Raw genomic sequence first — 20,294 nt, forward strand, 5'->3', positions numbered from 1 at the left:
CTCTGTTTAGAACCGTTTGAGCAAGCGCTCTAAATAATCCCGTTCTTGTTTTTCACGCTCCTGTTCCGCTGCGCGACGTCTGAGTTCTTCGAGAAGTTCGCGGGACCGTGTCGCATTATCGCGTGTGTCGATGTCGACTTCGCTGTTTTCGCCGGCAAAGCCGCCTTCGGCACGACCGAGTGGGTCCGTGCTTTCGCCGTCTCCTTCGCCGCTGCCTTCACCATCCTCTTGTGCCGCCGCGTCAGCCAATAATTGTCCCGCCTCGCGGAGTTCGCGCATCACGCGGGCTTGAGCATCACCCGCTTCGCCGAGGCGACCTGCGCTAAGGCCATTTTCGCTCTCACGCATGGCACGCCGTGCCGCGTCTAGGCGATCTTCAACAGAGCCGCCGCCCTCTGTTCCGCCAGCTTGTGTTCCGGCTCCGGGCTCCTGACCCTCTTGCCCAGCTTGATCACCTTCGCCAGATCCCGTCTCGGGTTTACCGTCGCCACCAGACCCACTTTGCTCTTTGCCATCGCCGTTCTGGCCGCCTTGCGTCAAATCTTCGGGCAATGCCTCTGCGAGTTTTTCGAGCAGGCTCTCAAGCTCGGCCTGACGCTCTGCCAGTTCTTGCGGCGAGAGTGACGGGTCTTCGCCATTGCCCGCATCCCGTTCGGCTTGGCGCGTTTCGTCCTGGAGGTCGCGCTGATCGCCCATCATATCGGCGAGATCTTCGAGAGATTTTTTCATCTCTTCAGACATTTCACCTTCCATGCCCTCACCGTCGCCGCCACCGCCGCCTTTCGCGAGTTGAATTTCCATATTCTCAAGCAGTTCTGCCAAACGGGCGAGGGCGCGGCGTGCGCCTTCTGTGTCGCCCGCTTTATTGGCCTCTTCAATCGCTTTCATAAGCTCTTTAATTTCGTCGACGCTGCCCATACCGCCAGCCCCGCCACCACCGCCGCCCTCGGCAAAATTACCTTCTTCCATCGCTTTGCGGCGCAGCTCTTCGGTGTAGGCTTCAACAGCGAGGTTGTAGCGTTCAAACAATGTATCGATTTCGCGCTGCACCGCGCGGCGGGCCATGCCTTCGCGCAGGGCTTCTTCAGCTTCTCGCATTTCTTCCAGTGCCGTGCCGAGAACCCCAAATTCCGCCCGCAAGGCGATCTTCCACAGGTCTTCAGGAATGCCGTTTAGGTCGCTTGCGTCATCGGCATAACGCAAACGCGCATGCACATTGCGCAGCCCCATATAAACAGCGGGGTCTTTGAACATTTGATCAGGGGCGTCTGTGACAGCGTCAATGAGGAGAGCGGCCCGCTGCACTTTGGCGGGGGCGCGGTCCATGCGGAGTTTCGGCTGATAGGTGTTAAACCAGCCCATAGCACGCCAGTCTTCATACCTCATGCGGGGGCGCGGCGCGTAGGGTTCGTCCTTGGCCAGTAAGACAAGCTGCCGCTGCTCCACCACGGCTTTGGCGAGGGGTTCGACGAAAATTTTGTCTGGCACAGTGAAATAGACAGGCTCGGAGGTGGCGCTAAATCCTGCACCGTCTGTCGCTTTCAATCGGGCAATCACTTTCCGTCCTGCCCATTCATGCTTGGTCAAGTCCAGCGCGGCAGAGGCGTTTTCGGCTTGCTTCACTGACCCCGAAGAAAGCGGGACGTCAGCATAGCGGGTCGCCCCCTCAAAGGCGGCGTCACCTTCAATTCCGTCACGGATTTCAGCCATCTCAATCTGCAGCGTCTCGACGCCGTAATCATCCAAGAGTTGATAGGTGAAGACAAGGCGGTCGCGCTTATCGGCTTTGGGTGGGTCAATGAAATCGACTTCGGGCGGGGTGTCGATTTTGGTGTTTAGCGTCCAAACCTCGCGCCGTGTGCCGATGCGCCACTCGACTTTACCCGAGCTATTGATTTCCGCGCGAGCTTCCACGCTTTTGGCGCCAAGTGGAGTGAGCGGTAGGAATTTTGCGCCTGAGCTCTGCCAGAGTTTGGGGCGGGGAGGATTTGATGCCCCCGATAAACGTGCAACAAATTCAGAGCCTACTGGCACGACAATGTCTGTCCCGTATTTGAAATAAATGGGAGGACGCCCCGTATATTCTGGTGGGTCGATCCAAGCTTCAAATGAGACTTTGTTGGGGTTGATACCAGATTGCCATTGCGGCGTGACAGCGCTGCGCAGGCGCTCAAATCCAAATCCTGCGGCATAAATCATGACGAGCGCAAGCGCGAAAGGGGCCGCAAACCGAAGGTAATAAGGGTCAATAGGGGAGAGCGCGTGGCGGCGGCGAGGCCGTTCAATCCGCTCCGCTTGCGCATATGCTTTCTTATAGTGGGCAGGCCACACCTCGCGCGAAATCGCTGGCGCATCTTCGAGCGTATCGAGTGGGCGGTGGTTTTGGCCACTGTCGCGCTCAATGCGGCGCAGGGCATCTGATCGCGTGGGGCGGCGTAGCGGCAACGCACGGTAGACAGACCGCACAATAACGGCCAGAGCGATCAGCAGTGCAATAAGGCGCCAAGGGTCGCCAATGCGTTCCCAAATACCTGCCAAAGCCCCTATAGCAAATATAGCGGCCGCTAAAAACGCAGGCGCTAGGGTGGCCGCATAAGTCTCGTAATAGAGCATGGCCCGCGCCAAAACACCGTAGCGTTTTAGCCGCGAAAGCCGTTTGTCAGTTGTGTGCGCGTGATCACTCATTACGTCTTACTATAAAGCGCTCGCCCCGCCTGTCGCGTTAATTTTCTGTGATAGACTGCACTTTATTGCCGCAATGCGCCAAATGTTTTGAGCTTATACAATCGTCGTTATTTGTGCAGTGGTAGGCTGAAACGTAGCTTGTGCGTCATAATTTACATCAGAGCTGTTTGATTCCATCATGACATAGGCCAGCAAGCCCATTGCGCCCATTGCGGAAATCCAACCTAGTGTCAGGATCGCTGCAAGCTTAAGGCTAAATGTGTGTGTCTTCTTAAGGTGTGTTGCCATTACAAGTCCTCCTAAGTTGGTTACGCATGAGAGGGCTTTTGTGTTTTCAAAAACTATTGATAGGCATCAGTCCCAGTCAGGAATACTCTCGGTTTTAAGAATATCCGCAACAGTTGGCCGTTCTCGGATAATCGCGAACTTATCACCGCGCACCATAACTTCGGGGACGAGGGGGCGAGTATTATATTGGCTGCTTTGCGCCGCGCCGTAAGCGCCCGCAGAATGCAGAACGACCAGATCGCCTTCTTCCAAAGCGGGCATTTCACGGCCCTTCATAAAAGTGTCACCGCTCTCGCAAATAGGCCCGACAACGTCATAAGTCTCTTGTTTGAAATCGCGCGCGGGGGCTTTGACGCCCTCCAGATCATGATAGGCGTCATAGAGAGCAGGGCGCAGGAGGTCGTTCATCGCCGCGTCAATAATCAGGAAATTACGGTCTTCACCCTGTTTCACATAAAGCACTTCGGAAAGTAAAATACCTGCATTGCCTGCGATCATCCGACCGGGTTCGAATATCATCTCGACATTCATGTCCGCCGTCAGTCGCTTGACGAGCGCCCCGTAAGCGGAGGGCAAAGGCGGAGCTTTTGTGTTGTCACCATAGGGGATGCCGAGGCCGCCGCCTATGTCGAAGCTCTGAATCGTGTGGCCTTGTTGGCGCAGCGTTTTGATCAAATCACCGCACTTGGCAATCGCAGCTTCGAACGGGGCAAGCTGATCAATCTGGCTGCCGATATGGACATCTACGCCGACGATTTTAATGCCGGGCAGGGCGGCCGCTTCCGCATAAGCCGCCTCGGCGTGGGACCATGCAATCCCGAATTTGTTCTCTTTCTTGCCCGTGCTGATCTTCTCATGCCCGCCCGCCGTGACATCTGGATTGACGCGAAAGGCCACGGGAGCCTGCGTGTTCATCGATAGAGCCACAGCGTTCAGCGCGCGCAATTCGGCAAGGCTTTCGACGTTAAAGACGCGGATACCCGCCTCTAGAGCGTCGCGCATTTCTGCCTTTGTTTTTCCGACACCAGAGAAAACGATCTTGTGCGCGGGGATCCCTGCGATCAAAGCCCGCGCCAATTCGCCAGCCGATACCACATCCGCGCCCGCTCCTAATTTGGCGAGGGTCGCCAGAACGGCGATATTCGAATTGGCTTTGACCGAGTACGCGACCAGCGCTTCTATCCCGTCAAAACTATCTGCGAAGACGCGGTAATGCCGCTCAAATGTCGCGGTGGAGTAAACATAGCACGGCGTTCCGACCGCCTCCGCAATTTTGCGCAAAGGTACATCTTCGGCATACATTTCGCCGTTTTTATAATCGAAATGGCGCATGGCTAGCTCTGCGCCGGCTCTGCGTCAGGGGGTGTTGGCTTTTCTTCACCCCAGACAGGCGGCGGCGTTTTCAACTCGCCCTTGATACCACAGGCCGACAGGGCGAAGCTCGCGGCGATTGCCAAGATGAGAGCATTGCGGGTCAGGCTTTGATAAGTGCGGGTCATGGTCAATCCTAGAAAACAGAGCTGTCTTTTATGGCGCGTAAGGGAGGGCGTCCAGACTTGATTGACTGCGTTATGACGAAAAATTCATTGGATTTGAGGGGGCTTATTGGGGTTAAGCGAGATATGAGATTTGTGGCTGTGATGTTTATATGGTGTGCGAGTGCAGGCTTTGCGCATGCCGAAACCGAACTTCGCGGGGAGTTGTTCTGCTTTCCCGCCAAAGACGTTCCCAAAATTATTGATGCCTTGGCAGACGTTGATATGGATCGCCGCGACGTCGTCGATGTGAGTGTGGAGCCACGTTTTCTGATCAAGGACGAAGGGACTTGGCCAGACCGTTTTTTCATCCGCACGGAAACCGCTGAAATTGATGTTCCTATTCAGAAACCCTCGGGGCAGACGCCAGCATTTATTGACGCGGCTCGGGCCCATAAAGACGGGGATATTTGCGTGGCCGACAAAGCCCGCGCGGATCGACCAAAATATGATGAAGGCCTATATTTTGAAATGGGTCTCTCTCCGCATTTTCACAATAGATCAGGCGAACACGCGCTGGCAGAACTTGAAGAAGGTGCGAAAGACGGAAAGAAGTTTTACAAAAAAATGATCCCCGCCGCTGTCCGCCTCTTTATGCCAGACACCGATTATTTGGCCGTGCAATATTCAGATTTCCGTACCAATGATGCGCAAGTTTTTGCCAAAGTTGGAGATCAGGAAGTCCCTCTACAGACAGAATTATACAAGGATTTACATGTCGTTTCGCTGGACACGTTGGAAGACATGGACGCCAGCGCGCTGATCATTAAAGGTGGGAGCTACCGCCTGCTACCAACTGTAAGTGTCAAAACCATGCGCAAATTTGGCTTCGGTCAAGATGAGGAAAATTAGGATATAAATGAATGATGAAACTGACAATCTACACGGCAGCCCTCACGTTAATGATGTCAACGCCTGTATTGGCGAAGGATGACCATAAGGATGATTATACCGACGCCAAAGACCTTGTGAATATGGCGCAGTCTATCTACGGCGCTAAAGCTGAACTGACGGACATTATTGCGCCCGATGCGATATTGCAGTTAAAGGCGCTAAATGGGAACCCAGCCCCCACGGGTATGCTGTATCGATTTGAGGGCCAGACGGTTGAGTTGCCTTTGGACGAAAACGGCGTCGTTCAAGACCTCAAGCAGTCCATGAATTTTAATAAGGACGGCGAAATCTGTAAATTGATTGACGGCGTTGTGCCCGAAGACACGGGCGACGATACAGTTCAGGCTAACATGAATTTCAGCTTCGCGTATAAACCTCAAAACGGCAGCTATAGTGTTGCGACTTTGCGGGAGGGTGCCAAAGACGGGTCAAAGATCATGAATTCGCTTGCGCCTGGTGGTCTTGGCTTTGTGGTGCCTGGGCTAAAGTCGATCATCATACGGCCAGCAGACTACGATATGGATGCAATGCCGACCGTCACATGGACAAAAGACGGCGAAGTCATAGACGGGCCAGTCCCTTCTGTTTATGCAAAAACTCAACGCTTTTTGATCAAAGATATAAAGCGCAGCAAAGCGGACAGTCTTAAAATTTCAGGGCCATACACGCTGAAGGCTGGATTTAAATTCGATCCAGAAGAGATGGCTAAGGCCGAAGCTGAGCGCGTCGCGAAGCTAGCGGGCGGGACAAATTCCGCTGCCGAGTAGTTGCAACTGATCGGATATGCGCTACAGATCAGCCATGTTGTCCCAAACGCCCACAATTCAAAGCCCGTGCAAGCTGATCTGCGAAATGGATTTGACCTCTGCTCTGTGTAAAGGCTGTGGCCGTACGCGCGAGGAAATCGCCACATGGTCCCGCATGACCCCCGCCAAGCGCGCATTTATTATGACGGAGTTAGAAGACCGTATGGCGGAACTGGATAAGTAGATGATGCAAGTGGAGGCGCGACCATGATTTCATCCGCAGCTTGGGCCTTAATCGGCGTCGTCATTGGGGCTTTGCTCTCTGGCCTGATTAATTATCTTTTGCAAAAACAGCGTTTCAAACATGACAAAGATATGTTCCTGACGCAGAACCAAAGCACCGAAATGGTCAAGGCTTTGCTCCTCGAAATGATGAGCCATAAGAGTTACACGGACCGCAAATTCGAGGCCCTCAAAAAACCTATTGGTGGTTACTCTGATGATAGAGTGCGGCAGCTTTTACACGAATTAAATGCTAAGAAAGTCGATCGTGACGGTGAGGAGTGGTGGTATCTCGTGGATCGTGAACAAGAGCGTATCGCCCATTTGAAAGCGGCAAAGCAGAAGAAAAGCAAAGCCTAGCCCAGCTCTCCCTGCCACCGCTTGACCTGCTTAGCGACCTCGCTCGGGTACCGTACCGCCATAGCTGGTGCGAGAGCTGGCCGAGGCCAAGGGCGTTAGCACGCGGTAGACATCGTCGGTGATGCGCGGCTCGACGGATTGCATATCTGCGAGCGATAATTCGTCCAACGTCACGCCCTGCTTTTCCGCCATAGCGACGATGGTCCCTGTGACGTGATGCGCGTCGCGAAACGGCATGTTCAACTTCATCACCAACCAATCGGCGAGGTCTGTCGCCGTGGAGAACGCTGCTCCTGCGGCTGCGGCCAAGCGGTCTTTATTCGGTGTCATATCAGAGATCATGCCCGCCATCGCAGCGAGGCCAACGTCGAGCGCTTCGAAGGCATCAAATACGGGTTCTTTGTCTTCTTGCATGTCCTTAGAATAGGCCAAGGGAAGGCCTTTCATGACGATCGTCAAGCTGATCAGCGCGCCCGCGATGCGCCCGACTTTGGCGCGGACAAGCTCTGCGGCATCAGGATTGCGCTTTTGCGGCATGATCGAGCTACCTGTGGTAAAAGCATCAGATAGCGTGATGAATTGGAATTGCGCCGACGTCCAGATCACGATTTCCTCGGAAAGCCGCGATAGGTGGGTGGCACAAATGCTGGCCGCGCTAAGCGCTTCGAGGGCAAAGTCGCGGGCAGAGACAGCGTCAAGCGAGTTCGCCATAGGCCGTGCGAAGTCAAGCTCTGTGGCCGTTGCGTCGCGGTCAATCGGGTAGGGCGTACCAGCCAGCGCAGCCGCGCCCAACGGGCTTTCATTCATACGCTTGCGACAGTCGCGCATACGGTCACGATCCCGCGCAAACATTTCAAGATATGCCAGCATGTGATGGCCGAACGTCACGGGCTGCGCGGATTGCAGATGGGTGAAGCCGGGCATGATCGTGTCTGTGTTCTTGGCCGCTTGCGCCAGCAGTGCGGTCATCAGTGTTGTCAGCTGCACATCGAATTGATCAAGGTGATCGCGTACCCAGAGGCGGAAATCGGTCGCGACCTGATCATTGCGAGAGCGGCCCGTATGCAACCGCCCGCCAGCCTCGCCGATCTTCTCTTTCAGGCGGGCTTCGATATTGAGGTGGATGTCTTCGAGATCGTTCGAGAACGGGAATGTCCCCGCCGCAATTTCGGCCTCAATTTCGTCCAGCCCTGTATGAATGGCGTCGCGGTCTTCTGCTGTGATGATCCCCTGCGCGGCGAGCATGTCGGAATGTGCTTTGGAGCCACGGATATCTTGCGCGGCGAGGCGCTGGTCAAAGCCGATAGAGACGTTGATCGCTTGCATCAGCGCGCCTGGCTCTGCGGCGAAACGGCCTCCCCACATAGACTGGCCTTTCGCAGTTTTCTTGTTTAAATCATCAGCCATGACACAGTCTCTCTTTACACTCGGTAACGCCATTCGCGCACTTATTCTTGTGGGGCTTGTAGCGGTAATGTTTGTAGTAGTGCAATCCTGCCAAAAGCCGAAAACGGGACTAATGCAATTTTCAACGGCGAGTTTGAAGAAATTGACCGTTTTGGACGCTCCGCCGCCGCAGCCAAGCCTCGTTTTTAACGATGCGCGCGGTCAAGAGATGACCCTCGCAGATTATAAAGGGCAGGTTGTGCTGCTAAATGTCTGGGCCACATGGTGTCCGCCTTGCGTGGCGGAAATGCCCACGCTCGATGCACTGCAAGCATTGAAAGGTGGCAAGGATTTTCAAGTTGTGACGGTGTCTATGGACCGCACGCCAGAGTTGGCGATGGAGTGGCTTGAGGCAGAAGGCTTATCCGAATTGCCCGCCTGGCATGACGGCACATATGCCTTGAACGACAGAGCGCAACTGCCAGGCCTGCCGACCAGTATCCTCTACGATCGCGGCGGCCGAGAACTCGCCCGCATCCCTGGCGAAGTCGACTGGATGAGCGAAGAGGCCATCGCCATGATTGACTACGCGGTGGGGTATTAGTCCGTCTCCGCCACATGTTTCGCATATGCTGCCAGCACCTCTGGCCATGTTGTTTCAAAATAGCGTTCGGCCTCTAGCCAAGCTTCGGTATCGCCAAAACCTGTGTGGAAGAGGCGGAGGCGAGTGGTGTCGTCATCCACGGGGATCATCCAGAGTTGGACGACTGTCATACTCTCGCTGATCTCTTCCATATAAGGCGGCATTTTCCAGCTAAACGAGATCATGCGCGTACCGTCCGCAGAGTCCCGCTGCCAGCCGAGCAAAACGCCGTCTTCGGCCCCGCGTTGCCCCTTGGGTGCGTCGGGTGCGAACCAGACTTCATAGGTCCCGCCTATGGTTCCGTCGACAATGGCTCTGGGCGCGAAGAAGCTCTCTAAACCTTCAGCCGTCGTCCAATCCGTCCAGACTTCCTCTATGCCAGCCTCGACTCGGGTGTCGTCATAGACCATCGGGCGAAGCTGAGCCGCACTGATTTGCGGGGCGATTCCCAGCCAAAATCCCAAAATGATCCAAATTTTACGCACGGACTGCCTCATAATTAATGTTGCCTTACGGTTAACTTACCACAAAGCGGCGAAATTAAGCAGGGGCATTTACACGCTTTTTCAGCGCATTAGCCGCGAAGGTGTCACAAATGCGGCACATATTTCATGGCAGAAACATGAATTTCTGGTCACTTGAGCGAAGGAGGAAAGCGGGTCAGATTCAATGGGCTTCGGGGGGAGCAGCATGAACAGAGGAGATTATCATGCGTATTTCTACTTCCACATTTGCCTTCCTTTTTCCGATTATTCTGGCGGTTCCCGTCGCAGTATCGGCGCAAGACAGTGACATGATTGAAGTCACGCCGACTGTCCCAACCGCCGCCGAGAGTTTCGCGGCCGCTGACTTGGATCAGTCCGGCACACTCAATGGCGACGAATTCGTCAGCTATGCGGTTATGCGGGCTGATGCAGGTGACGAGGACTTTAAAGTGACGGTGAGTTCCGGCGATTATGACGGCGCTTTCACTGCTAAAGATGCCGATGCTGATAACGAGATCAGCGCCGCAGAGGCAGGGGCTGAAGCCGCAACCGATTCAGACGTTGATATGGAAGACGGCGACACACCAGAACCTATGTAGCCCTGGTCTGACCCAACCTTAAACCTACCGAGCCCCAAGTTCATTTCAGCTTGGGGCTCGGTTTTGTTTTTTAAACCACACAAAAGCTGCCTCATTCTTGCCGCAAAGATTATGGTAAATTACAAGTAATGAGCAGGGAGGACTGTTCAGACTCGGCACATCTTGTATGGGCCAAAGCCTGTGACATAAACGATTTAGGAGAAATCTACATGACTATTGCAAAAACACTGATGGCGGCAACCGCTATGACATTGATGTTGGCCGCCGCGCCAAGCGTCTCTTTCGCCCAAGACGCGATGATGGACAAAGCTAAAAATGCTGCCGTTGATAAAGGTAAAGAAGTGGCCAAGGATAAAGCCGCCGAAGAGCTATCTGGCATGTCAGGTGTCGCCGCTGATAAAGGCATCGATGCGGGCGCCGATATGATCAAGGGCAAATCTGCTAAGGACGCTGCAATGGGTGCCGTGATGGGCACAGGCAAAGACGAAATGAAAGCCGTTGTTGTCGGCGACGAGGGCATTGCTAGCCCTGATCTGTCCGCCTCAGAAATGCAAACAGCCGGTAAGGTCATGATCAAAGGCGGATCAGCCGAAGACGCGGCGATGGAAGTCGCCAAAGATCGCGCCAAGGATAAAGTTATGGATAAGGTCAAGTCTTACGGCGGGACTATGAAGGCGCCAACACCTGTTGCTGCGCCCGCGCCGTCTGGAACGATGACCACTACGGGCGCTATGACAACTCAAACAACAACTGTGACAGTGAATTGTCCGTCAGGCACAACAGCACAGCCCGACGGGACGTGCATGATCACAGGCGACTATAACGGCGGCTAAACGCGCCTAAATCTAAATGTGTGGTGTAATGTGTGGGAAGAGCCGAGGTTTGCGCCTCGGCTTTTTAATTGGGCGGGAGTCGGAACTTAAATCCTTACAAGGTGTTAATAGGTTGGGAAGGCAAGAAATGTGTCTTGCTAAGACATATAAACAAAACACGGAGAGACTTATGTTACGTTACGCTATTATTGCACTTGTTATCGCTGTTATTGCAGCCCTTTTAGGCTTTGGCGGCATTGCCGCTGGCGCACAATACATTGCGGGTGTCCTATTTGTGATCTTTTTGATCCTCTTGGTCGTTCACCTACTGGGCGGTAAAAAGATTTAGCAATCTTATAATTTGATGAAAAAGACGGTTCTCTGTTTTCAGGGGAGCGTCTTTTTTTTGGCATAGTTGCACAATTTGTCAAAATTTTTTCAAACGCGCCTTGAAGTGACCTCACGGCAGGACTACATGCCACCTGTTAGCACTCGCCCTATGTGAGTGCTAAAGTGTATTTAACCCTTAGATCAAGAGAGTGAGACTATGAAATTTCGTCCCCTCCACGACCGCGTTGTTGTAGAACGCGTCAAAGAAGACACTAAAACAGCTGGCGGGATCATCATCCCGGACACAGCTACCGAAAAACCCTCCGAAGGCAAAGTTGTCGCTGTCGGACCTGGCACCCGCGACCATGACGGGAACCTCAACAAGCTTGATGTCAAAAAAGGCGATCGCGTCTTGTTCGGCAAATGGGGCGGTACCGAAGTCAAAATCGACGGCAAAGACCTACTTATCATGAAAGAGTCCGATATTATGGGAGTGATCGGCTAAACCGATCAATCTCATAATTCGGACAACCGGGCGGAACGAAAGTGTTTTCAACGAAAACACGCAGTGAGCACCGGCAAACACTAAACACTTAATTCTCTACAGGAGATTTTACTATGGCGGCTAAAGACGTCAAATTCGGCAGCGAAGCGCGTGCCAAAATGCTTGAGGGTGTCGACATCCTCGCCAATGCAGTCAAAGTGACACTCGGCCCAAAGGGTCGCAATGTCGTGATCGAGCGTAGCTTCGGCGCGCCTCGCACAACCAAAGACGGTGTATCCGTTGCCAAAGAAATTGAACTCGAAGATCGTTACCAAAACCTCGGCGCTATGATGCTCCGCGAAGTCGCGTCAAAAACAAATGACAAAGCGGGTGACGGCACAACGACAGCCACCGTGCTGGCTCAAGCGATTGTTCGCGAAGGCCTCAAGCGCGTTGCCGCTGGCATGAACCCAATGGATCTCAAGCGCGGCATCGACAAAGCGGCCAGCGAAATCGCCGGCGACTTGCTAAACAAAGCCAACAAAATCACAAAGTCTTCCGAGATCGCCCAAGTCGGCACAATCTCAGCGAACGGCGAAGCGTCCATCGGTAAGATGATTGCAGAAGCCATGGGCAAAGTCGGCAATGAAGGCGTCATCACAGTCGAAGAAGGCAAAACAGCCGAAACCGAGCTGGACGTTGTTGAAGGCATGCAGTTTGACCGCGGTTATCTTTCGCCATATTTCATCACAAATGCTGAGAAAATGAAGACAGAGTTGGACGATCCATACATCCTGCTCAACGAAGGCAAGCTAACATCGCTACAGCCAATGCTCCCGATCCTCGAAGCTGTTGTCCAAACGGGCAAGCCGCTTTTGATTATCGCAGAAGACATTGAAGGCGAAGCGCTCGCGACTCTCGTCGTCAACAAATTACGCGGCGGCCTGAAAATCGCAGCTGTCAAAGCGCCTGGATTTGGTGATCGTCGCAAAGCGATGCTCCAAGACATTGCGATCCTGACAAACGGCACAGTCATTTCCGAAGACCTCGGCATCAAGCTTGACAACGTCACGCTTAAAGACCTCGGCACAGCCAAGCATGTCCACATCTCCAAGGACGACACAGTTATCGTGGACGGCCAAGGCAAGAAGAAAGACATCAAAGCCCGCGTCGAGCAAATCCGTCAGCAAGCCGAAGCGACAACGTCTGACTATGACCGTGAAAAACTGCAAGAGCGTCTGGCGAAACTCGCGGGCGGTGTGGCCGTGATCAAGGTCGGTGGCTCCACTGAAATCGAAGTGAAAGAACGCAAAGACCGCGTTGACGATGCGCTGAACGCGACACGCGCAGCTGTCGAAGAAGGCATCGTGCCAGGGGGCGGAACAGCGCTCCTCCGCGCGGCGCAATTCATCAACGTCAAAGGCGACAATGACGACGAAGCCGCAGGCATCGCCATCGTCAAGGCCGCTCTGTCCTACCCCGCGCGTCAAATCGCTGATAATGCAGGCGTCGAAGGCGCTGTCGTTGTCGGCAATATCTTGGCCGAAAACAAAGCCAATTACGGCTATGACGCTCAGAACGACAAATATGGCGATATGGTCAAAAAAGGCATTATCGACCCTGTGAAAGTCGTGCGCACAGCGCTCATGGACGCGGCCTCTGTCGCCTCCCTGATCCTGACAACCGAAGCCGCAATCGTCGATGCGCCTAAGCCAGAAGCGGCCGGCGGCGGCATGCCCGACATGGGCGGCATGGGCGGAATGGGCGGCATGATGTAGCAGCTAAGAATTGATCCTGAGGATCAATTCGCGCTGCTACCGCAAAGCTGGGGTTCAAGCCCCAGCGAAGCGGCTCCAATCTAAACAGGTCGGCATCAAGCCACCAAGCTGAATAAATTAAATAAACCGCCTCAAGAAAACTTGGGGCGGTTTTTTATTTAGAAATTATACATTCAGGAGTAATTCCGAATGCAAGAACAGGACAGCCTCCATTGCGGCCAGCATCAAGTCTATACAGAAGCTTGCCTAGCCATGTTGTTGATGCACCAAATTTCGAATACACATCATTTTTGCCCTCTGTAACTCCGTCTTTTTCTAGGACCTTCCCAAGTTTACGAAAATAATCGGTATTTAGAGAGGATCCACGAGTAATTATTACGCCTACATCTATTGCACCTGCATCATAAAATGAAGAAAACGCAAATAGGTCTCTGTCGTAAGTTTGATCCTTACTGTTCCATTCTAGATCTAAAGCTACTTTTCCACGGACGAAGTCTATTCTGTGTCCATCAAGATAACCTTCTTTTATGTAGCTATCTACTATTTCAGATTTTTTGTTTGCATCCAATAATTTGACATGCAGGTCTGCAGATATTCTTAATTCTCTCCATTCAGCTTCAAATAATGTATCGACGTATTTTGCAATCTCGCCTTTGCTACCACCAGGAATTCGTATCATTTTTTCAGTTATTTGGAACGACTCCAATGCATCACAAATCATCTTAAATTGTTCGGGGAAGCTAGTTGATAATATACCAGCTGCATTACGGTAACTGAATATTTCAAACTTCGAATTTATTTTTTTCGAAAACAGTGAGTTTACAAATTCATTCGAATCTGAACCCCTACCAGAAGAAACATCACCTTCATGAAAAAGGCCAGACATCCTTATTCAGCAGCCTCAAGAGAGGAATTATAACTATAAGTCTTCCAATCTGGTTTGTAATCAGCATCCGCCTGATTACCCCATACTGTCCAATTTTCTCGAATCCCTCGTCCGAACAATTCCAGGTAATCTCCAGGACTACAAGATTCTATTAAGTTGTATTGTTCGTCGGGCTTTCTAGAATGTTCCCGTTTTCTAGTAGCCATAAAGTTCACTTGTCTTCTGCCGGGGGCAAGAGTTCGGGCATTTTTCCCACGCACCCCAAATAACAACACTTCTGTCACATTACGAAAGTAGAAACCAACACCTCTACCGTCAGGACCGCCATCTTTTCTAATTTTATGCCAAATAATATTGGATTTATAAGTAAATCCCCATTCCTTCAAAACTCTCAAGCCATCTGGAAGTAAAGCGTTAGGGACCCAAAGATAACAATGTGCTGTGTCTTCTAAATGTTCCTCAACGGGTAGGGCGCAAATGTCATCAAGGCGCATAGTTGGATAGCGAGCTAATCTTTTGTGCTCTGGTGCAATTTTCCCAATACGATTTTGAAATCTCCAGGGTGGATCTGCCATTATAGTGCGAAACTTTTGATCTCCCAAAAAATTCTTAAGATCTTGACTGGCTTCATGTGACATTTAAATCCCCTGATTCTTCTCATCAACTTATACAAATGACTAACTATTACAAATCACAAGAAAGTAGAACATAAAATGAACAACGTTATCTGTCAAAATTAAAAGATTAATCCCCGCCTTCAAACCGTGTGATACAACACCCTCGTTCTTCTGATCTTGGGACAGGAACGCGTCAGGTTTTGGATCAGAGGACGGTGTGGTTAAGCGTATCCGGTGTGACAACCGCGTGCGTGACCCTTTTTAAGCGGGGCCGATCATTTTGATATTCTAAGGAATATCTCGATGCGAACAACTGGCCGCTGATCAACAAACACCGCCGCGAAGCTACGTTCGTGAGAAACAAAACTAATTATTTCGGTATCCGTCACGGATGCTGGCTTCGCGGGCTGTCCCGTCTATATCTCGGGCTTGCGCTTGACCGCAGTCAGGATTTTCGCGTGTCAAAGACACTTTCCTCAGCACAGCATCGTAATGATCGCCGTTTCGCGGGGCAAACCCTATCGGGGTGTTGCGAGGGCCGTTAACCCTTTGCTAACCATGTTTTTGCAGGGTTGTGGTGAGGCTAGGCCTTAGCCTCGACGCAGAGAAGGGGTTTTATGCGCTGCACTTATGGGCATCACGCGTTCCGGCCGCCCAGTCGGACTTCCACCACGTTCAGGCGCAATCTCGCGCGAAAGATCAGGCGGCTTTGCCGCAAATCAGACCGCCGCGTGCGCGCACTCTACAGCGCCTAAGACTTCCCGATCAGCTTGAGGAAGCGGTCTTGCAAAGCGGGGTTCGTTTTGAACTCGCCCGTAAACTGCGTTGTGATTGTCGAGACGTCGGGGTGATGCACACCACGCGTTGACATGCACTGATGCACGGCGTCAATCATCACGGCTGATCCGCGCGGCTTCAACGCGCTATCGATCGCGTCCGCGATCTGTGCCGTCATGGTTTCTTGCGTCTGCAAGCGTTTGGCGAAGACCTCGACGACTTTCACAAGTTTGGAAATCCCGACCACGCGATCCGTCGGCATATAGGCGACATAGGCTTTGCCGAGGAAGGGCGCGATGTGATGCTCGCAATGGCTCTCCACGTCGATCTCACGCAGGATGACCATGTCGTCATAGCCGGACACGTCCTCAAACGTGCGGGACAGTTCGGCCTCTGGGTCCATATCGTAGCCGCGAAACCATTCGCGATAGGCGTTGATCACGCGCTTAGGCGTATCTTTCAGGCCTTCACGGTCAGGATTATCTCCTGCCCAAGCGATCAATGTGCGGACAGCCTCCATTGCTGCCTCGGGCGAGGGGCGGGGCGTCGCGTCCACAGCTTTGAGGACTGGCTTTTTGGTCGGGTCATACGTCATGGGCGTCCTTTAGCGTATGTGGACTGCAAAAGGCTAGCCACAAATCCACTTGGCCCTCATACGTTTAGCCGCAGTCATTCGGGTCTGTCAGCACCCCAAACCGCGTCATATCCGCAGGAGTCAGCCAGTAAATGTCAGCAGCGGGCGCGGCCTCTCGCGTAAAGACATAGAAGTCAGGATCAACGCCCATATCGCGGAGGAAGTTCTCTTGAAAGCGTTTGCGGTCATCGAAATAGGCATCTTGAGCGTCCATGATCCCGCCCACACTCCACGCATGTACGCCGATTTTGGCTCCGCACTCTGCGCTACGGCGCACCCCTGCGAGGAACAAATCCACGGCGCCTGATGCGATGATACTGTCAGCGTCCACATGCGTGTTCAGGCCAAGCTTCCTAATACGTCGCGCGAGTTTCAAGTTGGCGTCCGCATGCTGCGTGCCAGACATTTTATGGAGAACTAAAGTATCGACCTCTGGATGATCGCGCATCAGGCGCTTCACCACCCCGACAGAACGGTCATCGGTGAAACCGTAGCCATAGGCGCGGCTGCCCTCGACCTCAAATCGGAGCAGATCGGGATTTGGCTTTTGCGAGAATGTAGCGACGGCAAGGATAGCGATGACGGCTAAAACCGCGATGATTTGTTGCGTTTTCATGCCAAGATAGTAGAGGGTGAGACTATGACTGAACAGCCACAATTAACGCTCTATAACTCGCTGACGCGAGAGAAAGAAATTTTCACGCCGCAAGACCCGACGCGCGTGACTATGTATAATTGCGGGCCGACGGTCTATAGCTACGCCCATATCGGCAATGCGCGCGCGGCCGTGGTGGCGGATGTGCTGTTCCGCGTGCTGCGTCATATTTACGGCGAAGATCACGTGATTTATGCGCGGAATATCACAGATGTCGATGACAAGATTATCAAAGCGGCGACGGAGCAGGGCGTCGAGATTAGCGAAATCACAGAGAAATTCGCCAAGATTTATCAAGACGATCTGGCGGCACTCGGCTGCCTCCCGCCAACGCATGAGCCGAAGGCGACGGAGCATATCGGTGATATGATCACGATGATTTCCAAATTAATCAAAGACGGCTTTGCCTACGAATCTGATGGGCATGTATTTTTTGATGTGTCAAAATATGATGATTATGGGAAGCTGTCGGGGAATACTTTGGACGCGCTGCGTGGCGGAGACCGCGTGGGCGAGGGCGAAGTGGCGCGGAAGAAGAACAGTGCGGACTTCGTGCTGTGGAAGCCTGAGCTAGACGGGGTTGGCTGGGACGCACCGTTCGGCAGAGGTCGCCCAGGCTGGCATATCGAATGTTCCGCTATGGCGAAGGCGACGCTGGGTGAGGTGATTGATATTCATTGCGGCGGGGTCGACCTAAAATTCCCACACCACGAAAACGAAATCGCACAGAGCTGCTGCGCCAATGGGCATGACGTGTTTGCGAAATACTGGGTGCATAATGAGTTCCTCAATATGGGCTCCGAGAAGATGAGTAAGTCGCTCGGCAATGTCACACTGATTCATGATCTGCTGGAAGAGTGGGACGGGGAGGTGATACGCTTGGCGCTGCTGAAAGCGCATTATCGGAGTGAGTTGCAATGGTCGGAGGATTTGCTGCGGGAGAGTAAAGCGCAGTTGGATGGATGGTATAGGTTTCTACAAAATATTCCTACTGAAACCGCTGCGAAACCAGTATCAAACTACGACTTCAAATTTACGCCAGCAATATTTGATGACATAAATACCCCTTACCAAATAAGCAGTTTTACTGTCTTGCAGTCACAAATCAAACACCTTCTAGAAAATGAATTAAGCCCTCAAAATTATATGAGGTTCTCAACGATTGAAAGTCTACCTAAGTCTGATGCTGAGTGTCGCTCAATAATGATTTCTCAAATCAATAAAGATTTATCAGTGTTGTCTTTTTATTGCAACCTCCTCGATCTCCTCCAAAAAGACCCCGAAGAGTGGTTCCGTGGCGGGCTCGATTATGACGCTTTGGTCGCCGAATATGATGCCGTCCGCGTGGATGCGCTCAAGGCGAAAGAGGCGGGGGACATGGCGGCGATGGGCGCGTTGTTCAAACGCTCCGACGACATTCGCGACCAAGTCAAAGCCGAAGGCATTGTCATCGAATCTGGCCCAGACGGGAAGAGCACATGGCGAAAGGCTTAATTAAATAATTGCTGCTACCGCCCTAACCATGTCTGATATTTTTGAGTTTCTAATAGAATTTTTTCTCGCCGAAGTGCGGGGTGTCCTTCTGATATGGGCCTTGGTGGGCGCGATTATTGTTTTGGTTGGCATAGCCGCATGGGTCATTTGCGCGATTCATATGATTGTCGGGACGAAGGCCGAGCTAAAACTCGTCGCGCTTCATCCCAAATTGCGCAAGATAGATGACGATGATGACGCCGAAGAGATTGCGCATAAAAAGGCCAATCCGCGATTGGTTGAAGAATACGAAGTCCTCACAGGGAAAAACGTTGGCACGCGCGTCAAAAGCACGAGCGCCAGCACGAAGCCGCTTCATGCGGTAGGCGATATTGTGACAGGCTATTACAACCTCAAGCACGGTGGTGACGCGATGTCTGTCAAAGGCCTGCGCCGCGGATTCACACTGGGATTTTGGTTTATTCTTGGCGGCCTCGCTTTCATCAAATTCATCAGCGTCATGGCGAGCTAAGCCTCTTTAATTTGCGTCGGAAACAGCTATATAGCCTCAAGAATTTTGGAGGATGACGTGAAACATATTTTACTGATCGGCACAGCTTTGTGCCTTGTGGCTTGTTCCGCTAGCGCGCCAGACAGCAAAACAGAGACCCCGCCGACAGACACGTTTTTGCAAAGCGTGATGAAAGATTACCCCGCAACTTTGGCCAATATCGCGCCAGATGTTTGGGTTCATACCACGAATTATAAGCTGCCAGGCCAAGCCCCGATTGCCAGTAACGGGCTAGTCGTTGTGGACGGCGATGACGTGATTTTGGTGGACGGAGCCTGGGGCGAATTGGCGACCGTGGCGTTATTAGAAACGATCAAAGATGAACTGGGTAAGCCTGTCACCAAGATGATTATCACCCACCACCATCCCGATAGAATCGCAGGTGTGGACGCGGCCGAACGGGCGGACATCCAAGTTTTCACCCACCCCGATACGCCGACATTGGCGGCGCGAAATGGTTATCCCGTGCCCAATACGTCTGTTGCGTCTTTGAAAGAGCCGCAATCTCGCACGCGCGTTGGAGCTGTCGAAATTGCCTATCCTGGCCCAGGTCATGCGGCGGATAATCTGGTCGTCTACTTGCCAGAGAGCAATATTCTTTACGGCGGATGTGCTGTGCGCGGCGCAGAAACGAAGACGCTCGGAAACACAGAAAGTGCTGACCTGACCGCTTGGCCAATCAGCTTGAACTGGGTTAAGGCGACTTATCCGAACACGGCGCTTGTCGTCCCGGGACATGGGAAAGGCGCAGATTTAAGCCTGATCGACGGGACGCTGGCCCTGCTAGCAGAGCGCGCTAACGCGACTGAAAATGAGAGCGGCGATACGCCTTAAGCGCCTGCAGGTCGTCAATATCGGTAAGGGTGCGGAGGGTCGCGACGCGGCCGAATTGGGCCTTAATGTCTGCTAGAGTGTGTTCTGTTGACCAGCGAACACCCTCGAATTTGGCGGGGCTGAGCGGGCCATTGGCGCCCATCAACCAGAAGCCCCCATCGCTCGCTGGCCCAAAGACGACATCTGTGTGACGCAGAGCTTGGAAGGCGGCAGCAATATCGCGAGAGCGGACTTGCGGGCTATCGGTGCCAATCACAAGTGTTGGGCCTTTGCGCGCAAATATCTGCGCCAAGCGCGGGGACAGCGAGCCGCTGACTTGGGGGATTTGTGTGATGCCTTGCCAGTCTGGGATTTGCCCTAAACTTGCTGGCGGAGTTACGGCCAAGATCGTCAGCCAGCGCGGGTCTTGGACGTGCCGCAAGATAGTGGCCATCATCCCACGGTAATGGCGCTTGGCATGAGTGACGCCTATATCTGCGGCCAATCGAGTCTTTGCCCGGCTCCATGATCGGCGCTTTCGCCATGATGAACAAGGTGGGT

The 20,294-nt window shown here is 52.8% G+C and carries 23 protein-coding genes and 1 pseudogene; 13 read left to right on the forward strand and 11 right to left on the reverse strand.

What is annotated here, in order from left to right; all coding sequences use genetic code 11:
* Nucleotides 1-6: 6 nt before the first annotated feature.
* The 4 genes from AB8615_RS02510 to lptM all read right to left on the reverse strand — a co-directional run bounded on the left by AB8615_RS02510 (nt 7) and on the right by lptM (nt 4,472).
* A complete protein-coding gene (locus AB8615_RS02510) occupies nt 7-2,685 on the reverse strand; it encodes a DUF4175 domain-containing protein (protein WP_409433372.1) in 2,679 nt (892 codons plus the stop codon).
* A 93-nt stretch (nt 2,686-2,778) separates the two neighbouring features.
* The gene (locus tag AB8615_RS02515) at nt 2,779-2,973 is read right to left on the reverse strand and encodes a hypothetical protein (RefSeq protein WP_409433373.1); all 195 of its coding nucleotides are present in this window, start codon (nt 2,971-2,973) and stop codon (nt 2,779-2,781) included.
* A gap of 66 nt (nt 2,974-3,039) precedes the next feature.
* Entirely contained in the window at nt 3,040-4,305 is a 1,266-nt protein-coding gene (lysA, locus tag AB8615_RS02520; RefSeq protein ID WP_409433374.1) for a diaminopimelate decarboxylase, read from the reverse strand.
* A 2-nt stretch (nt 4,306-4,307) separates the two neighbouring features.
* A complete protein-coding gene (gene lptM / locus AB8615_RS02525) occupies nt 4,308-4,472 on the reverse strand; it encodes an LPS translocon maturation chaperone LptM (RefSeq protein ID WP_409433375.1) in 165 nt (54 codons plus the stop codon).
* A gap of 123 nt (nt 4,473-4,595) precedes the next feature.
* Here lptM and AB8615_RS02530 point away from each other — a divergent pair, with 123 nt between their 5' ends.
* Genes AB8615_RS02530 through AB8615_RS02545 form a run of 4 tightly spaced genes read left to right on the forward strand, consistent with a single transcriptional unit; the run spans nt 4,596 to nt 6,790 of the window.
* Entirely contained in the window at nt 4,596-5,360 is a 765-nt protein-coding gene (locus AB8615_RS02530) for a hypothetical protein (protein ID WP_409433376.1), read from the forward strand.
* 11 nt (nt 5,361-5,371) lie between these two features.
* A complete protein-coding gene (locus AB8615_RS02535; protein WP_418152579.1) occupies nt 5,372-6,169 on the forward strand; it encodes a hypothetical protein in 798 nt (265 codons plus the stop codon).
* A gap of 16 nt (nt 6,170-6,185) precedes the next feature.
* On the forward strand, nt 6,186-6,392 hold the full coding sequence (locus AB8615_RS02540) for a DUF1289 domain-containing protein (protein WP_418152580.1): 207 nt from the start codon (nt 6,186-6,188) through the stop codon (nt 6,390-6,392).
* A gap of 23 nt (nt 6,393-6,415) precedes the next feature.
* Nucleotides 6,416-6,790, forward strand: coding sequence for a hypothetical protein (locus AB8615_RS02545; protein WP_409433379.1), 375 nt, complete (start codon nt 6,416-6,418; stop codon nt 6,788-6,790).
* Here AB8615_RS02545 and argH read toward each other — a convergent pair.
* Nucleotides 6,787-8,197 (reverse strand): annotated as a pseudogene (argH, locus tag AB8615_RS02550) (argininosuccinate lyase). The gene AB8615_RS02545 and the pseudogene argH overlap by 4 nt on opposite strands.
* On the opposite strand from argH, the gene AB8615_RS02555 reads away from it, so the two are divergent.
* Nucleotides 8,196-8,780 carry a TlpA family protein disulfide reductase gene (locus tag AB8615_RS02555; protein WP_409433381.1) on the forward strand — a complete coding sequence of 195 codons (585 nt, stop codon included), beginning with the start codon at nt 8,196-8,198 and terminating at the stop codon, nt 8,778-8,780. The pseudogene argH and the gene AB8615_RS02555 overlap by 2 nt on opposite strands.
* Here the strand turns inward: AB8615_RS02555 and AB8615_RS02560 are convergent.
* Nucleotides 8,777-9,304 carry an SRPBCC family protein gene (locus tag AB8615_RS02560; RefSeq protein ID WP_418152581.1) on the reverse strand — a complete coding sequence of 176 codons (528 nt, stop codon included), beginning with the start codon at nt 9,302-9,304 and terminating at the stop codon, nt 8,777-8,779. The genes AB8615_RS02555 and AB8615_RS02560 overlap by 4 nt on opposite strands.
* A gap of 224 nt (nt 9,305-9,528) precedes the next feature.
* Between AB8615_RS02560 and AB8615_RS02565 the strand changes: the two genes are divergently transcribed.
* The 5 genes from AB8615_RS02565 to groL all read left to right on the forward strand — a co-directional run bounded on the left by AB8615_RS02565 (nt 9,529) and on the right by groL (nt 13,307).
* Entirely contained in the window at nt 9,529-9,903 is a 375-nt protein-coding gene (locus AB8615_RS02565; RefSeq protein WP_409433383.1) for a hypothetical protein, read from the forward strand.
* Between the two features lie 209 nt (nt 9,904-10,112).
* Nucleotides 10,113-10,736, forward strand: a complete 624-nt coding sequence (locus tag AB8615_RS02570; RefSeq protein ID WP_409433384.1) for a hypothetical protein — start codon at nt 10,113-10,115, stop codon at nt 10,734-10,736.
* Between the two features lie 169 nt (nt 10,737-10,905).
* Nucleotides 10,906-11,064 carry a DUF1328 domain-containing protein gene (locus tag AB8615_RS02575; RefSeq protein ID WP_409433385.1) on the forward strand — a complete coding sequence of 53 codons (159 nt, stop codon included), beginning with the start codon at nt 10,906-10,908 and terminating at the stop codon, nt 11,062-11,064.
* A gap of 198 nt (nt 11,065-11,262) precedes the next feature.
* Nucleotides 11,263-11,550, forward strand: a complete 288-nt coding sequence (locus AB8615_RS02580) for a co-chaperone GroES (RefSeq protein ID WP_409433386.1) — start codon at nt 11,263-11,265, stop codon at nt 11,548-11,550.
* 113 nt (nt 11,551-11,663) lie between these two features.
* Nucleotides 11,664-13,307, forward strand: coding sequence for a chaperonin GroEL (gene groL, locus AB8615_RS02585; RefSeq protein WP_409433387.1), 1,644 nt, complete (start codon nt 11,664-11,666; stop codon nt 13,305-13,307).
* A 154-nt stretch (nt 13,308-13,461) separates the two neighbouring features.
* Here groL and AB8615_RS02590 read toward each other — a convergent pair whose 3' ends face one another.
* The 4 genes from AB8615_RS02590 to AB8615_RS02605 form a co-directional block, all read right to left on the reverse strand.
* Nucleotides 13,462-14,193, reverse strand: coding sequence for a BglII/BstYI family type II restriction endonuclease (locus AB8615_RS02590; RefSeq protein ID WP_409433388.1), 732 nt, complete (start codon nt 14,191-14,193; stop codon nt 13,462-13,464).
* Between the two features lie 2 nt (nt 14,194-14,195).
* Complete coding sequence (locus tag AB8615_RS02595) at nt 14,196-14,831, reverse strand: MT-A70 family methyltransferase (RefSeq protein WP_418152582.1); 636 nt, start codon at nt 14,829-14,831, stop codon at nt 14,196-14,198.
* A gap of 730 nt (nt 14,832-15,561) precedes the next feature.
* Nucleotides 15,562-16,182: a GTP cyclohydrolase I FolE gene (gene folE / locus AB8615_RS02600; protein WP_409433390.1), complete on the reverse strand. Its 621-nt coding sequence runs from the start codon at nt 16,180-16,182 to the stop codon at nt 15,562-15,564.
* A gap of 64 nt (nt 16,183-16,246) precedes the next feature.
* Complete coding sequence (locus AB8615_RS02605; RefSeq protein WP_409433391.1) at nt 16,247-16,837, reverse strand: alpha/beta hydrolase; 591 nt, start codon at nt 16,835-16,837, stop codon at nt 16,247-16,249.
* Nucleotides 16,838-16,861: 24 nt separating this feature from the next.
* On the opposite strand from AB8615_RS02605, the gene cysS reads away from it, so the two are divergent.
* Genes cysS through bla form a run of 3 tightly spaced genes read left to right on the forward strand, consistent with a single transcriptional unit; the run spans nt 16,862 to nt 19,754 of the window.
* A complete protein-coding gene (gene cysS, locus AB8615_RS02610) occupies nt 16,862-18,370 on the forward strand; it encodes a cysteine--tRNA ligase (RefSeq protein WP_418152583.1) in 1,509 nt (502 codons plus the stop codon).
* Nucleotides 18,371-18,398: 28 nt separating this feature from the next.
* On the forward strand, nt 18,399-18,881 hold the full coding sequence (locus AB8615_RS02615; RefSeq protein WP_409433393.1) for a hypothetical protein: 483 nt from the start codon (nt 18,399-18,401) through the stop codon (nt 18,879-18,881).
* A gap of 57 nt (nt 18,882-18,938) precedes the next feature.
* Nucleotides 18,939-19,754 (forward strand): subclass B1 metallo-beta-lactamase, encoded by an 816-nt coding sequence (gene bla / locus AB8615_RS02620; RefSeq protein ID WP_409433394.1) that lies wholly within the window; start codon nt 18,939-18,941, stop codon nt 19,752-19,754.
* On the opposite strand, the gene AB8615_RS02625 is transcribed toward bla, so the two are convergent.
* Nucleotides 19,717-20,238, reverse strand: a complete 522-nt coding sequence (locus AB8615_RS02625; RefSeq protein WP_418152584.1) for a TIGR04282 family arsenosugar biosynthesis glycosyltransferase — start codon at nt 20,236-20,238, stop codon at nt 19,717-19,719. The two genes, bla and AB8615_RS02625, sit on opposite strands and share 38 nt — an antisense overlap.
* Nucleotides 20,239-20,294: the final 56 nt, after the last annotated feature.

The sequence above is a fragment of the Litorimonas sp. RW-G-Af-16 genome (genome assembly GCF_048319245.1).
GTDB lineage: Bacteria > Pseudomonadota > Alphaproteobacteria > Caulobacterales > Maricaulaceae > Litorimonas.

Excerpts from the sequence above, each read along its gene's own strand:
- AB8615_RS02510 (WP_409433372.1), bottom strand. The coding sequence starts at position 2,685 with ATGAGTGATCACGCGCACACAACTGACAAACGGCTTTCGCGGCTAAAA.
- AB8615_RS02515 (WP_409433373.1), bottom strand. The coding sequence starts at position 2,973 with ATGGCAACACACCTTAAGAAGACACACACATTTAGCCTTAAGCTTGCA.
- lysA (WP_409433374.1), bottom strand. The coding sequence starts at position 4,305 with ATGCGCCATTTCGATTATAAAAACGGCGAAATGTATGCCGAAGATGTA.
- lptM (WP_409433375.1), bottom strand. The coding sequence starts at position 4,472 with ATGACCCGCACTTATCAAAGCCTGACCCGCAATGCTCTCATCTTGGCA.
- AB8615_RS02530 (WP_409433376.1), top strand. The coding sequence starts at position 4,596 with ATGAGATTTGTGGCTGTGATGTTTATATGGTGTGCGAGTGCAGGCTTT.
- AB8615_RS02535 (WP_418152579.1), top strand. The coding sequence starts at position 5,372 with ATGATGAAACTGACAATCTACACGGCAGCCCTCACGTTAATGATGTCA.
- AB8615_RS02540 (WP_418152580.1), top strand. The coding sequence starts at position 6,186 with ATGCGCTACAGATCAGCCATGTTGTCCCAAACGCCCACAATTCAAAGC.
- AB8615_RS02545 (WP_409433379.1), top strand. The coding sequence starts at position 6,416 with ATGATTTCATCCGCAGCTTGGGCCTTAATCGGCGTCGTCATTGGGGCT.
- AB8615_RS02555 (WP_409433381.1), top strand. The coding sequence starts at position 8,196 with ATGACACAGTCTCTCTTTACACTCGGTAACGCCATTCGCGCACTTATT.
- AB8615_RS02565 (WP_409433383.1), top strand. The coding sequence starts at position 9,529 with ATGCGTATTTCTACTTCCACATTTGCCTTCCTTTTTCCGATTATTCTG.
- AB8615_RS02570 (WP_409433384.1), top strand. The coding sequence starts at position 10,113 with ATGACTATTGCAAAAACACTGATGGCGGCAACCGCTATGACATTGATG.
- AB8615_RS02575 (WP_409433385.1), top strand. The coding sequence starts at position 10,906 with ATGTTACGTTACGCTATTATTGCACTTGTTATCGCTGTTATTGCAGCC.
- AB8615_RS02580 (WP_409433386.1), top strand. The coding sequence starts at position 11,263 with ATGAAATTTCGTCCCCTCCACGACCGCGTTGTTGTAGAACGCGTCAAA.
- groL (WP_409433387.1), top strand. The coding sequence starts at position 11,664 with ATGGCGGCTAAAGACGTCAAATTCGGCAGCGAAGCGCGTGCCAAAATG.
- AB8615_RS02590 (WP_409433388.1), bottom strand. The coding sequence starts at position 14,193 with ATGTCTGGCCTTTTTCATGAAGGTGATGTTTCTTCTGGTAGGGGTTCA.
- AB8615_RS02595 (WP_418152582.1), bottom strand. The coding sequence starts at position 14,831 with ATGTCACATGAAGCCAGTCAAGATCTTAAGAATTTTTTGGGAGATCAA.
- folE (WP_409433390.1), bottom strand. The coding sequence starts at position 16,182 with ATGACGTATGACCCGACCAAAAAGCCAGTCCTCAAAGCTGTGGACGCG.
- AB8615_RS02605 (WP_409433391.1), bottom strand. The coding sequence starts at position 16,837 with ATGAAAACGCAACAAATCATCGCGGTTTTAGCCGTCATCGCTATCCTT.
- cysS (WP_418152583.1), top strand. The coding sequence starts at position 16,862 with ATGACTGAACAGCCACAATTAACGCTCTATAACTCGCTGACGCGAGAG.
- AB8615_RS02615 (WP_409433393.1), top strand. The coding sequence starts at position 18,399 with ATGTCTGATATTTTTGAGTTTCTAATAGAATTTTTTCTCGCCGAAGTG.